The 13,420-nt window shown below is 60.6% G+C and carries 9 protein-coding genes and 1 tRNA gene; 4 read left to right on the top strand and 6 right to left on the bottom strand.

Annotated elements, in window-relative coordinates; genetic code table 11:
• The first annotated feature begins 110 nt into the window (after positions 1–110).
• Positions 111–2,081, top strand: coding sequence for a DEAD/DEAH box helicase (locus tag EOL43_RS04455; RefSeq protein WP_133485962.1), 1,971 nt, complete (start codon positions 111–113; stop codon positions 2,079–2,081).
• A gap of 25 nt (positions 2,082–2,106) precedes the next feature.
• Here EOL43_RS04455 and EOL43_RS04450 read toward each other — a convergent pair whose 3' ends face one another.
• Both EOL43_RS04450 and EOL43_RS04445 read right to left on the bottom strand, forming a co-directional pair.
• Positions 2,107–3,063, bottom strand: coding sequence for a 1-phosphofructokinase family hexose kinase (locus EOL43_RS04450; RefSeq protein ID WP_166636198.1), 957 nt, complete (start codon positions 3,061–3,063; stop codon positions 2,107–2,109).
• A gap of 81 nt (positions 3,064–3,144) precedes the next feature.
• A complete protein-coding gene (locus EOL43_RS04445) occupies positions 3,145–5,112 on the bottom strand; it encodes an AAA family ATPase (protein ID WP_133485958.1) in 1,968 nt (655 codons plus the stop codon).
• A gap of 349 nt (positions 5,113–5,461) precedes the next feature.
• Here EOL43_RS04445 and EOL43_RS04440 point away from each other — a divergent pair, with 349 nt between their 5' ends.
• Positions 5,462–7,465, top strand: coding sequence for a hydantoinase/oxoprolinase family protein (locus EOL43_RS04440; RefSeq protein WP_133485956.1), 2,004 nt, complete (start codon positions 5,462–5,464; stop codon positions 7,463–7,465).
• Between the two features lie 2 nt (positions 7,466–7,467).
• Here EOL43_RS04440 and EOL43_RS04435 read toward each other — a convergent pair whose 3' ends face one another.
• The 4 genes from EOL43_RS04435 to EOL43_RS04420 all read right to left on the bottom strand — a co-directional run bounded on the left by EOL43_RS04435 (position 7,468) and on the right by EOL43_RS04420 (position 11,976).
• Complete coding sequence (locus tag EOL43_RS04435) at positions 7,468–8,691, bottom strand: efflux RND transporter periplasmic adaptor subunit (RefSeq protein WP_133485954.1); 1,224 nt, start codon at positions 8,689–8,691, stop codon at positions 7,468–7,470.
• 5 nt (positions 8,692–8,696) lie between these two features.
• On the bottom strand, positions 8,697–11,060 hold the full coding sequence (locus tag EOL43_RS04430; protein WP_240686457.1) for an ABC transporter permease: 2,364 nt from the start codon (positions 11,058–11,060) through the stop codon (positions 8,697–8,699).
• Positions 11,057–11,779, bottom strand: coding sequence for an ABC transporter ATP-binding protein (locus EOL43_RS04425; protein ID WP_133485952.1), 723 nt, complete (start codon positions 11,777–11,779; stop codon positions 11,057–11,059). Before EOL43_RS04425 ends, EOL43_RS04430 begins: the two co-directional genes overlap by 4 nt.
• A 110-nt stretch (positions 11,780–11,889) precedes the next feature.
• Positions 11,890–11,976 (bottom strand) — tRNA-Leu (locus EOL43_RS04420).
• A gap of 124 nt (positions 11,977–12,100) precedes the next feature.
• Here EOL43_RS04420 and lipB point away from each other — a divergent pair.
• Complete coding sequence (lipB, locus tag EOL43_RS04415) at positions 12,101–12,784, top strand: lipoyl(octanoyl) transferase LipB (RefSeq protein ID WP_133485950.1); 684 nt, start codon at positions 12,101–12,103, stop codon at positions 12,782–12,784.
• Between the two features lie 114 nt (positions 12,785–12,898).
• Complete coding sequence (locus tag EOL43_RS04410) at positions 12,899–13,372, top strand: c-type cytochrome (protein WP_133485948.1); 474 nt, start codon at positions 12,899–12,901, stop codon at positions 13,370–13,372.
• Positions 13,373–13,420: the final 48 nt, after the last annotated feature.

Raw genomic sequence — 13,420 nt, 5'->3', positions numbered from 1 at the left:
GTTTCGACACCTATACAAACGCGTCGACACCCGATACACGGCGCCCTTAACCTAGGACAAGGCGCAGGCAATGGGTGTGCGCCAGCCGGGACATACAAAGAACCTTACTCGTGAAACAAACCATCGCAGATGCGCTTGCCCGCAAGGGCTATGACACTTTGACCCCTGTTCAGCAGGCGGTCACCAACCCGGATCTGGACGGGCGTGACCTGCTGGTATCGGCCCAAACCGGATCGGGCAAAACGATTGGGTTCGGGCTGGCCATCGCGCCGACGATCCTTGGGGACGACGACACGTTCGGCGCCTCTGGTGCGCCGCTTGCGCTGGTCATCGCGCCCACGCGCGAGCTGGCAATGCAGGTGAAGCGTGAACTTGGTTGGCTTTATAAAGATGCGGGGGCCTTCTTGGCATCCTGCGTGGGTGGGATGGATATGCGCGATGAACGTCGCGCCTTGGCCCGTGGTGCCCATGTGGTTGTCGCCACGCCGGGACGTCTGCGCGATCACATCATGCGCGGGTCCATCGACCTGACCCAGATCCGCGCCGTGGTGCTGGACGAAGCGGACGAAATGCTGGATCTGGGCTTCCGCGAAGATCTGGAGTTCATTCTGGAAGAAACGCCGGAAGACCGTCAGACGCTGCTGTTCTCGGCCACCGTGCCCGCTGCGATCACCAAGCTTGCCAAAAGCTATCAGCGCGATGCGGAACGTGTGTCGACCGTGGGTGAAAAGAAACAGCACAGCGACATCGAATACCGCGCCATGACGGTGTCCCCCCGCGATGGTGAAAATGCGATCATCAACGTGCTGCGCTATTACGAAGCGCCGAACTCCATCGTGTTCTGCAACACCCGCGCGATGGTGTCGCGCATGACGGCACGCTTGTCGAACCGGGGCTTCTCGGTCGTGGCCCTGTCGGGTGAACTGACCCAAAGCGAACGGTCTAACGCGCTTCAGGCAATGCGCGATGGGCGTGCGCGTGTCTGCGTGGCGACCGATGTGGCCGCGCGCGGCATTGACCTGCCCAATCTGGACCTCGTGGTGCATGCCGAACTGCCCAGCAGCCATGAAACGCTTCTGCACCGCTCGGGCCGGACGGGTCGGGCAGGACGTAAGGGCGTCAGTGCTCTGGTCGTTGTGCCGTCCTCGCGCAAGAAGGCCGAACGCATTTTAAAGTTCGCCAAGCTGAACGCGGAATGGGGTCCTGCGCCTTCTGCTGACGCCGTGAACAGCCGCGACGAAGAGCGCATGCTGGCCTCGGACGACTGGACGGTCGAAATCATGGACAGCGAACAGAGCGCTGTGGCCCAGCTGGTCGAAAACTTCTCGCCCGAGCAACTGGCCGCTGCCTATCTGCGGCAATACAAAACGCGCCACGCGCCCGCTGAAGAGCTGCAGGAATTCACCGATCAGAAACGCAAGCCGAAGGCGCCGTTTGGCCCCAGCGTGTGGTTCTCGGTCTCGGAAGGCCGCAACCAGCATGCTTCGCCGCGCTTCCTGCTGCCGATGATCTGCAAGGCCGGCAACATCACCAAGGACGACATCGGCGCGATCCGCATCGCGGACGATCAAAGCTTTATCGAAATCCGCGAGCAAGCCGTGGACGGGTTCGTCGCGGCCATTGGCCCGGGCATGCGGGTTGAGAAGACCAAAGAGATCGTCCGCCTTGACGGCGCACCCGACGTGCCCGATTTCAAACGCCCCAAACGGGACCGCGACTTTTCTGGAAAGCCGCGTCACCGCAAAGGGAACACGCCGCCGGTCGACTGGAACGACGATCCCGCGCCCAAGCCGCGCAAACCCAAGCCAGAAGATCGCAAACCGCGCCACAAGGGGCCGAAGAAGCGCGAATTGGACGAGGGCGCACATGGTGCTTTGGCACCGCGAAAATCGTCCGACACCAAGAACAAGGGCAAACCGAAGAAGGCCTCTGGCGGCTTTGACGGTGGCAAACCCAAACACCGCAAGGATGGACCCAAGGGACCGCCCCCGCCGAAGGGCAAACCCAGCAGCAAGAAGAACCGTGCACGCGCGGCAGCCAAGGCAGCGGGCGGGAACGACACGCCGAAACGGCGGAAGTGATTGGATCAGTGCAGGCTGGGCGGTGCTAGAACTGTTCCAGCCGGCACTGCCCTAACAGCGCTTCGGTCACGGCCTGTTCGCACAAGGCGGTGCCCTCTGTACTAACGGTTGCGGCGGCGGCGGCGACGCCCCACTGCAAGGCTTGCTCGGGCGGATCGCCACGGGAGAGCGACAGCGTGAAAGACCCGACCAGCGCGTCCCCGGCGCCGACTTTGCTGCGCTCGGGCACTTTGGGCGCGCGGCAAAAGAACCTCTGGCCGCCCGCCACCATGCACGATCCCGCGGCGCCATGCCCTGCCACGACGATCTTTGCGACACCCCGGCGCACAAGCTCTTCCGAGAAATACAGATTGTCCGAGATCGACGTCAGCGTTCTGCCGAACGCCTTCTCGATTTCGCTACGATCCAGCCGCAACACGTCAACAGGGGCGTGCGGGTTATCGATCATGTGCTGAAGCGGGGTCTTGGACGTGTCGACGATCAGACGCGTGTCGTGGCGTTGCGTAACCTTCTGCACCTCTTGCACAAAATCATCGGCAAGCCCTGCCGCCATTCCGCCACTTAGAACAACAATGCCGTGCGTCGGCACTTCGGGCGCAATCTGGTCAAGCAGCATTTGCCCCTCAACCGCATGCAACAGCGCGCCCGGCAACGAAAACCGATACTGCTTTTGCGCTTCCTCGTCCATGACGGCCAGACTGTACCCTGTTTCCCCCGTGATCCGACTGGCAATGACCGGCACGCCTTCTTTCGCGAGCAGCTCTAACAGCAAATCCCCCATGGATCCGCCGACCGCCACGAATGCCTTCGCGCGCCCGCCCAGTTTCAGGATCGTCCGTGCCACATTCACGCCGCCCCCGCCGGGATCAATCCGCGGAGCGCTGCAGTACAGTTTTGGCCCCGCCGTTACGCGTTCCGTCGAGGTTGCGTAATCAACTGCGGGCTTCAGCGTGATGGTCAGGATTTCGCAGGGCGTTGTCATTCTTGTGTTCACCGACATCAGTTTGGGCGCAGTTGATAGTCTACATCAACTGCGCCCTAAGTTCCCGCAGGAATAGCAAACTTATTCGGAATCAGTCCGTCTGCGCTGATCGACATGAAGCTCTGCCGGTCGTCGAAGGCGGGATTTGCGTACCTGAAATCGCGACTTCTGCGGCGGTGCAAACGGCGCGTTGTCGGCGCTCGCATAGGATGTATCCCCGTCAATCCGCAATGTCGTTTTGTCGTCAGTCACATGGACATCCACGATCTGCAGGCTGGTCTCGATGCCGGTCAGGAAGAACTGGCGGGCCAGCGGATTGATAAAATGCGCCTCGATCCGGTTGGCGATGCCGCGCCCCCCGTAAAAATAGTCCTGCGTGCACACCTGTTTAAGCTTGGAATAGGCAACATCGCTGAGCGTGATTTTCACGCCATGCTCTTGTTCGACGGTGTTTTGGACGCGTTCCAGAATTGCATCGAAAATCGCCGCCATCCCGGTGGGTTTCAGGAAATCAAAGGCCACCACATTCTGGCCAATCCGGTTCAGAAGCTCGGGGCGTTTCAGGTCATTCCGGAAGTGCTCTTCGACGGCCTTCGTGATCTTCATCGACAACTGCGCATAGGTATCTGACGGCAGGACATTCATGCCCATGTTGGTCGCCCGCGACCCTTCCACCATGCCGATATTCGAGGTGAAGATAATCAGCGCCTCGGAAAAATAGGCGGTGGATCCGCGCGCATCGGCAAGGCGTCCTTCGTCAAGGATCTGCAGGAAGAGATCCAGAACCCGAGGGTGTGCTTTCTCGACCTCGTCAAACAAAAACACGCTAAAGGGCCGCCGGTTCGCGGCATTGATCAGCTGCCCGCCCTTTTCGTGGTCATGGTGCCCGGGCGGCGCGCCGATCAGCCGCGCGACCGAGCTTTCTTCCATGAATTCAGACATATCAAAGCGGTGACAGGCGGCTTCGTCGCCAAACAGAAGCTCGGTGATCGCTTTGGCAAGCTCGGTTTTGCCTACGCCCGTGGGACCAACCAGAAACAGAGCGCCCCGTGGGCGCGTGTGCATCGACCCGGACTGCGCGCCGGACAGACCAAGGATGGAGCGCGCCAGAATATCGAGCGTCCGTTCCAACGCATGCGGTTGCCCCTTGATGCGATGCCCTAAAATCTCGTTCGCGCGCTTCATCCGCTCGCGCAACACAGGCGAGGCCCAAGGATTCCGTCTGGCACCCGTTCTGAACACCCTGACCGCGTCCGAGATGTGAGACAGGTTGAACCCTTCTTCCTTGGCGACCATGCCGATGCACTGCATCGCGCGCAGCGGACCTCCGTCGCATTCAAACGCAAACTGCTGGAGCAACCTTTCCTGATCAGGCGTCGGGTCTGCATCGATCCAACCCCTGTCTTCGGCAAGGTGCCGACCGAAAAAGTAGCGGTCTTCAAGGTTGGGAAGCTCAAGCTGAACTTCGCGGACCGACGCGTTTTGCAACACAAACCAGTCTGGCAAATCCGCAAGGTGATCGGCCACCCAAATGGTCGGATTGGGACGCCCCGTACCAGCCTGTCTGCGCACGCGCGACTTTTGGTCGATGGCCACCATGCAATCGTCATAGGCAACCGCGTCATGGGTGCGGAAATGCGAGGCATAGTCCAACATCAGCGCAATCGGAAACGTGTCAAAATCCGCGACCGCCGCGTGGATGTCCCGAATATCATCTGGCTGCGCATCCGGTTTATCCTGAAAGATATCCATTTCCTTCAATGCGTCTGCTTCCGCGTCCGAAGACGTCTTATGGATCATCAGCCCGGCGACGGGATCGTAATGCAAAAACGCCCGGAAACCCTGAGATCGCAGCAAATCCCACAACGTTTCTTCGAAATCAGGGAACGGATTCCCCTGGCCGGTGAAGGACGGATAAAGGTCACGGATATTGCCCGACAGGATGATATGATCCGCATAGGTCACCGCCGAGCTGAACTCCTCGTACCATGACGGAAGGTCGTGATGTGTGGCCAGTGCCTGCGTTGTGTCCGCCCCGTGTCGTGTCATATGCCCCCCTCAAACTCGCACCCTTACAATCCCAAGGATCTCAGTAAAAATGGACGTTAAGATGGCCCAATTTTGATCTTCTCGGAATTCGGCGGGCAGAATCCGGTACGCGTTTAAGCACCCTGCGCATCCTGTCCTGCTTAACGCCGTCAGCACGTTCACAAGCAGAGTGCGCCAATTCTGACGATCTTCAAGCTGACAAAATGTCCGCATGCCCCATGGTAAAGTGCAAAAGCTTACGAAAAGTGGAAATCATAGACAGAAAACGTCAAGTATATGCCGTTCTTTCGCTTGAAACGGACGTGGAATAAAGCTCTGTAAGTCCGGCGAATAGAGTGAGGGCGCGAACATGGTACTGTCTTTGGGGGTCGATACGGGCGGAACATATACCGATGCGGTATTGATCCGGGACGAGGCAGAAGTCATCGCCAGCGCGAAATCCCTGACCACCCGCACGGATCTGGCGATCGGCGTCGGCAAAGCCATTCAGGCCGTGCTGGAAAAGGCCGCTGTCGCGCCAGCCGAGATTGCGATGGCATCGCTATCCACAACCCTTGCAACGAACGCGTTGGTCGAAGGGCAAGGCGGGCGCGTCGCGTTGATTTACATCGGGTTTAGGGAAGCTGATCTTGGTAAGCATGGTTTACACGACGCGCTGAAGGGCGATCCTGCACTGGTGATCCCCGGCGGGCACAACCATGCGGGCGGAGTTGCCGCTGAACTGGATGTTGACGCGCTTCGCGCGTTTCTGGCAGCGCATCACGGCATCTCGGGCTATGCGGTCGCCGCGCAATTCGCCACCCGCAATCCCGCGCATGAACTCGAAGCCGCGCAGATCATCACCGAGGTCACCGGAGCGCCGGTCACCTGCTCTCACCAGCTGTCGTCCAAGCTGAACGGTCCAAAGCGTGCCGTGACTGCCGTTCTGAATGCACGCCTGATTGGGATGATCGACCGGCTGATTGGCCGCGCTCAGGACGCCTTGCGCAACATCGGCATCGACGCCCCCATGATGGTCGTCCGGGGCGACGGCGCGTTGATGAGCGCCGAGCAAGCCCGCGAACGCCCCATTGAAACCATTCTCAGCGGTCCCGCCGCCTCGATCGTGGGCGCGCGCTGGTTGACAAATGTGGACAATGCGCTGGTGTCGGACATCGGGGGCACCACCACCGATATTGCAGTGATCCGAGATGGAAAGCCCATGATCGACCCGGCAGGGGCTCAGGTCGGCGGCTTCCGTACGATGGTCGAGGCCGTCGCCATGCGCACCCATGGGCTGGGCGGTGATAGTCAGGTCCATCCCGTCAGCGAAGGTCTGACGGGCGGAGTCACTTTGGGCCCGCGCCGTGTGCTGCCTGTATCACTGATCGCAACCGAGGCGCCCGAGGCCGTCCACGCAGCACTCGACGAACAATTGCGCATGACGGCTCCGGGGGAACATGACACCCGCTTTGCTCGCCGTGTGCCTAATGTCCCGACCGACGGGATCGACACTCGGGCAGAAACCTTGCTGGCGCGCCTTGGTGACGCGGTCCTGCCCCTGAACAAGCTTCTGCAGTCCCGTCTGGAAAGCAGCGCGCTGACCCGGTTGATTGATCGCGGGATCGTTCAGGTTTCGGGCGTGACGCCGTCCGATGCCAGCCATGTTCTGGGCCGTCTGGACGCGTGGGACACCGAAGCCGCGCGCAAGGGGCTGGAGCTGTTTTCCCGCAAACGCAGCGGCAACGGCGCGCGGTTGGCGACCTCGCCCGAAGAGATGGCGCAGAAGATCATCGACCAGATGACCGAACAAACGGCGCTGACATTGCTAGAAACCGCATTTGCCGAGGAAGCGGACGATTTCGGGCTACCGCCCCAGACCCTCGCACGCCATGTCCTGACCCAACGCGCGCTCGCCAATCACCGTGGGCTGCTGGCGCTGGACGCGGCATTGAATGTCGAAGTCGTGGGGCTTGGGGCCTCTGCGCCCAGCTACTACCCCGCGGTTGGCGACCGTTTGCATTGCAAAATGCGGCTGCCTGAACATGCGGGTGTCGCCAACGCGGTCGGCGCAGTGGTGGGCCGCGTGACCTTCCGTCGATCCGGCACCGTGACCTCGCCCGCCGAGGGCAAGTACCGCGTGCATCTGGAAACTGGCCCCGAGGATTATCTGGACGCCGACGCGGCCATGACGGCGCTGGAGCAGCATTTGCGCGACGTCTCGCAAGAGGCCGCAAGAACGGCAGGTGCAACAGATATCCACTTTGTCACCGAACGCGATGTCCGTTCGGCCCAGATTGAAGGTCAGAACGTGTTCGTCGAAGGCACCATCATGGTCGAAGCCAGCGGTCGCCCGCGGGTTGCGGTGGAATAGGCTTATTGCCGGCTTTCCACCTTGCTGCCGTCTTCGACCAGTGCGGAAGGATACAAGATCACCGTGTCGCCTTCGGCAAGCCCCTGGCGCAACTCCGTGAACACGCCGTTGCTGTTGGCGATCTCGACTGGGGTCAATATGGCAACGCCGTCCGTCACCTTAAACACCGACCAATCCCCATTGGTGCGGAACAATGCGCTGGTTGGCACGGACAGAACATCCTCGGCCTGCCACACGACAATCGCAGCTTCCAAACGATAGCCATGCCCCAGCCCCGCGCGGTCCTCCGGCGGGCTTTGGATTTCGATCTCGACCCGCACGCGCTGTTCCTCGATCCCTAGGGCCGAGGCTTTGGTGACCCCGAACGGATCAACCCGCGTGACGGCGCCAATCAACTCGTTGTCCTGCCCCCAATCGCGCAAGATCACCGTATCGCCAACCGAAACCCGGACTGCATCTGACGAGATTAGGTTCACGATGACCTCAAGATCCGACGCGACATCGCCGATCTCCATGATCGGTGCGCCGGCGGGCAAGACGGTTTCGCTTTCTTGGAACACCTGCAGAATGCGTCCGTCGATGGGCGACAGAAGCGGGATCTCCGGCAGGTTGCTGTTGCCACCCGTCGACCCAAGATCGTCCTGCCCCACAAGAATGGCCTGTGCATTTGCCAGCTCCGCCTCGCGCATCGCGATGGATGCCTCGGCCGTCGCGCGGCTTGCCCGGCTTGCCCGCCACGCGCTTTCCGCGCGGTCCAGTGTGGCCTTACTGGCGATGCCACTGTCAAACAGCGCGCGCGAGCGTTCGACTTCGGAGTTCGCCAACTCCTCGTTGGCAAGGGCTGCCTCTAGACTGGCACGGGCCAGTTGCACGGCGGCAGACGCGGCTTCGACCGCGGCGACGGCCTGTTCACGCGTGCGGCTGTCAAGAACGGCCGGGTTGGTGGGCAGCATCCGCGCCACCACCGTTTCCCCGCGTGTCACCGCGTCCCCGGGATGCACCCGCACACGCAACAGCCTGCCCGCAACGGGGGTCGACACGATATAGGTCTCGCGCACGCTGGTGCGCCCTTCCTCGACAATCGTGACCTCCATCGGCCCTTGCTGCACGGTGCCGAAATCCACCGGGATCGGCTTGGGCATCAGCAGCGCTATGATCGCAGCGCCGATAAAGCCGACAACCGCAAAGATCAGGACGCTCCGAGAGAGTTTCGCGTGTTTATGCATTCCCATTACTCCCTTGTTTTAAGGGCTAGAGTGATATCTGTAGATCGAATTCTACGCTGCACAAGCCATCCGGAAACCACGGCCGCACAAACAACGACCGAGATCGAGCTGCCATAGGCCTTCGGCGCGAAGATGACCGGAATTTGGTAGAGGTCGGTCGAGAAACCCTGCGCGATCAGATGGGACAGGCCTGTCCCCATCCATAAGCCAAGCGGCAGGGCCAGCAGGACGACGACGGCTAGTTCGCCCAACAGCACGAACGCCGCTTCCGAGTGTCTGAACCCCAAGACCCGCAAGCTGGCCAGGTCGCGCGCGCTTTCATCCTGCGCGACGCGGGCGACATTGTAGACAATCCCGAAAGTGATCGCGAAGGCCATAGCCCCCATGATGAACCGGGCCGAGCCCGCGCCTTCGTCCATGACCTTCTGAAAGGCTTCCTCGGCTTCGCTACGCAGACTGATCCCGGCGACGGCGGGCATGTCCTTGAGGTCTGCATAGACCTTTGACTGCGCCCCGTCGCGCATCGCGATATACGCGGCTGAGAACCGGTTTGGTTCGCCAACCTGTCGGCCCAGCGCAGCCAGATCCATATAGGCGGGTGCGCCCAGCAGACTTTCTGCGATCCCGGCCACTTGGGTCATGACGGTCTGCTGTCGCCCCTCTCGGATTTCCAACATGAGCGTGTCACCGACCGCGACGTCCAACTCATCCGCCAGCGGTGTAGACAGAACGATGCCCCGTTCAGGCAGCGCAATCGGCTGCAGGCCTTTGTCCAAGGCGCGGTGGAGTATGGGGGCTTGGGACAGTCCCGTGATGCTGCCCTTGTAGGTCCGAAGACCATTTCGAAACACCACGGGGACAAAGCGGACGGGTTCCGCGTGCGAAATCCCCTCCATCCCCTGCAGATCATAGATCGTCCGCATAGGCACGTTCTGCACGAAACTAACCGTCGCATCGGATCGATCCACCACGTTGAAGGTTCGGTCGATGGCGACGTCAAACCCGTCATAGATGATCAGCATTGCAAGGCTTAATGCCATGCCCGAGGCGATCCCGATGACCGCGCCCAGCATCCGCCACGGCTGGCGCATCAGCCGGCGCAGCACCATGCGGGTGGGCTGATCCAATCGTGCGAAAACGCCTTTTTTGAACGAGAACGAATGCGAGAAGTCCGGCGGGGTTGGCGGACGCATCGCCTGGGCCGGGGTCAGCCGGAAGATCCCGCGCAAAGCCCAGATCCCGCCCAATGTGGCGACGGTGATACTCAGCAACAGTCCCGACGCAAAGGAGGCAAACTCCAACCGGAACAGCAGGAAAGGCAGTTTGTAGTAGGTCGTGTAGACCGGCACCATGGCACGCCCAAGAAGCACACCAAGCAGACAGCCCAGCGCGGCGCCGGTGACGGCGATGAACAGGGCGAGTTCCAGATAATGGCTGGCGACTTCCCGCTTTGAGTAACCGAAGGCCCGGACCAACCCGATCTCTTCCCGCTCGGCGGTGATCATGCGGCTGGTGACGATGTAAAGCAGGAAGGCGGCGACCATCATGAAGACAGGCGGCACGGTGCTGGAGGTGACCTCAAGGCCCGAGATCTCTTCGCTCAGGAACCGGTCCGACTGGAAGTCCTCAAGCCCGAAGGCGCCCGGTGCGCCAAACGGATCCAGCACTTGGTCGATCTGATCCAGAACTGCGTCTTTATTGGCCCCGCGTAAAAGCGACACCAAAGCCTCGTTGAACGCGCCTTCAAGGTCCAGCGCCGCAGCAAGGGCGGGACGGCCCATCCAGATCACACCAAAGCGCGCGTCGTCGGGGATGAACTCTCCGGGGGCTGCGAAATAGATGAACTCGGGCGATTGCGCGGTGCCCACGACGCTATACCAGCGCCGGACGCCATGTAGCGTGACTTCCAATTGCGCCCCCGGCGCGATGCCGTGGGCGGTTGCGAAGCTTTCCAGCAACAGGATTTCATCGGGCCGCTGCGCATCCGGCATCCGCCCCTGTGTCAGACGCACTTCGTTCAGGTGCCGCCGCCCATGCAGAGGCAAAGACAGCACTTGCATCGAAATCGAAAACTCGCGGGTATCCACCTTGGCTGACGCCATGCTGTTCAGCCGCGTCTCGACCGTGCGAATGCCGGGAATGTCGGCCAGTCGGCTTTCCACGTAATTCGGCGCGCGCACCACTGGCGCGAAGATGTCGGCCAGTTGGTGGCGTTCGTAATAGGCGTCGCGGGTCAGGGTCAGTGAGGACACGAAGCCGGTCATCATGATCTGCAGACCGACACCAATCGCGATCACCACCATGATCGCAGCCGCTTGCGCCTTGATCCGCCACAGATCGCGCATGAGCTTGGCGTGAAGCGGGGTCACCAGTGGATCTCCTCGGCAGAGAGACGGTTCTTGTTCAGCTCGACTTTCTGGATTTGGCCGTCTGCGAAGTGAATGACCCGGTCGGCCATCGCCGCTGTCGCCGCGGCATGGGTGATCAACAGGACAGTCGTTCCCAGCGCTTCGTTCACATCTTGTATGACCCGCAAAACCGCACGGCCCGTAGTGCTGTCCAGCGCGCCCGTGGGTTCGTCACAGAACAGAACATCGGGCTGCTTGGCGACCGCACGGGCAATGGCGACGCGTTGCTGCTCGCCCCCCGACAATTGCGCCGGAAAGTGATCAATGCGCTTGGTCAGCCCGACAAGTTCCAACGCGCGTTCGGCGGTGATGGGGTTCTCGGCGATCTCGGTCACCAGCTCGACATTCTCGCGGGCAGTGAGGCTAGGCATCAAGTTGTAGAATTGAAAGACAAACCCCACATGGCGGCGCCGATAATTGGTCAGCGCGCGGTCACTCATCTGCGTCAAATCCTGATCGCGAAACTGAACAGAGCCGGACGTGGCGCGATCCAGCCCACCCAAGATATTCAGCAGCGTGGACTTTCCGCTGCCCGACGCCCCAAGCAGCACGACAATTTCGCCATCGCCGATCTCGAGGTCAGCCCCTCGCAGCGCATGCACCGCCGAGTGGCCTTCGCCATAGGTCTTGGTCAGGCCTTGAACCTTAAAGGCGTGGTCTGTGTCATGCACCGAAGTCATAGCTTACAGTAACATGAGCAGCGCCATCGGAATATTGATCAAGGTCAAGAATTCCGCCCAGTACCAAAACCCGGTACAAAACAGTTTAGGCGTCATGATTTTCAGGGGGATGGTGCGGTCGGCGGGACTCGAACCCGCACGAGTGTTACCTCACAGCGACCTCAACGCTGCGCGTCTACCAATTCCGCCACGACCGCATGTCAGGCTAGGTGACGCGCTTCATAGCGAAGGGGCTGGTTATTGTGAAGACCAAAACCGACGCGCGAAAAGAATTTCCGCGTGCTTTTTGACAAGCGGCCTTTCAGGTGCCAAATGACGGTCATGGACAACGCTTTGGATATGCCCCCCGTCACGTGGGAAGTCGCCACCGATCTGGTAGATTACGAGACCGCCGTCGCCCGTATGGAAGCACATGCCGACGCCATGGCGCGCGGCGAAGCGGGCGAGCTGATCTGGCTGTTAGAGCACCCGCCCCTTTATACTGCAGGCACCTCGGCCAATCCGAAGGATCTGGTCGCGCCGGATCGCTTCCCCGTCTTTGAGAGCAAACGCGGCGGGCAATATACCTATCACGGCCCCGGACAGCGTGTGGCCTATGTCATGCTGGATGTCGGCAAGCGCGGGCGCGACGTGCGTGCCTTTGTGGCCGCACTGGAAGAGTGGGTCATCAAGACCCTTGCCGAGTTCAACGTGACCGGCGAACGGCGCGAAGGCCGCGTGGGCGTTTGGGTCGTGCGCGATGACAAGCCGCTGACCGCGTTGGGGCAGCCGCCTGAAGACAAGATCGCCGCCATTGGCGTGCGCCTGCGCAAATGGATCAGCTTCCACGGCATCTCGATCAATGTGGAACCGGATCTCGAACATTTCTCGGGTATCGTGCCCTGTGGGATCTCGGAACACGGCGTCACCAGCCTTGTGGATCTGGGTCTTCCGGTCACGATGGATGATCTGGATGTGGCTCTGCGCCGTATATTTGATGACGTGTTTGGCGCCGATCAGCGCTAATTTGCGTCTTTTCGCGCCTGCGACATAGGTACCACTTCCATTTGGCACCAATTTGACGCAGGTTCCCCCGGAATTCGCGTCATCTGGCGCATGTGATCAAGCAAGAGGACTATTATGAAAACGATTCTCTCATCCGCAGCCATGATCATCGCTCTGTCCGGCACTGCGTTTGCCGAAGGCGATGCCGCAGCAGGCGAAAAAGACTTCAAAAAGTGCAAATCCTGCCACACCATCGTAGATGATGCAGGTGAAGTTCTGTTCAAAGGCGGTAAAACCGGCCCGAACCTGTACGGCGTTGTTGGCCGTCAGGCTGGCACCGTTGAAGGCTTCAAATATGGCAACTCGATTGTAGATGCCGGTGCTGCTGGCCTGGTATGGGATGCTGACAGCTTGGCCGCCTACATCAAAGACCCCAAAGGTTACCTGAAAGAGGTGACCGGCGACAGCAAAGCCAAGTCGAAGATGACCTTCAAATGGGGCAAACCGGAAAACATCATCGCCTATCTGGCCACCTTCTCGGCTGAGATGCCGGCAGAAGAAGCCGCTGAAGGCGAAGCTGCCGAGGCCGAATCGACGACCACCAACTAAGAAACCCGACCAACAGGTCGCGTTATTGCGCTAACGGTGCGTCCCGCA

It is taken from the genome of Aliiroseovarius marinus, from assembly GCF_004360145.1.
GTDB lineage: Bacteria > Pseudomonadota > Alphaproteobacteria > Rhodobacterales > Rhodobacteraceae > Aliiroseovarius > Aliiroseovarius marinus.
This window is presented reverse-complemented; position numbering and strand designations above follow the sequence as displayed.

What these genes read in the sequence shown, in the direction of transcription:
- EOL43_RS04445 (WP_133485958.1), bottom strand. Translation starts at nt 5,112, where the DNA reads ATGACACGACACGGGGCGGACACAACGCAGGCACTGGCCACACATCAC.
- EOL43_RS04425 (WP_133485952.1), bottom strand. Translation starts at nt 11,779, where the DNA reads ATGACTTCGGTGCATGACACAGACCACGCCTTTAAGGTTCAAGGCCTG.
- EOL43_RS04440 (WP_133485956.1), top strand. Translation starts at nt 5,462, where the DNA reads ATGGTACTGTCTTTGGGGGTCGATACGGGCGGAACATATACCGATGCG.
- EOL43_RS04410 (WP_133485948.1), top strand. Translation starts at nt 12,899, where the DNA reads ATGAAAACGATTCTCTCATCCGCAGCCATGATCATCGCTCTGTCCGGC.
- EOL43_RS04450 (WP_166636198.1), bottom strand. Translation starts at nt 3,063, where the DNA reads ATGACAACGCCCTGCGAAATCCTGACCATCACGCTGAAGCCCGCAGTT.
- EOL43_RS04435 (WP_133485954.1), bottom strand. Translation starts at nt 8,691, where the DNA reads ATGCATAAACACGCGAAACTCTCTCGGAGCGTCCTGATCTTTGCGGTT.
- lipB (WP_133485950.1), top strand. Translation starts at nt 12,101, where the DNA reads ATGGACAACGCTTTGGATATGCCCCCCGTCACGTGGGAAGTCGCCACC.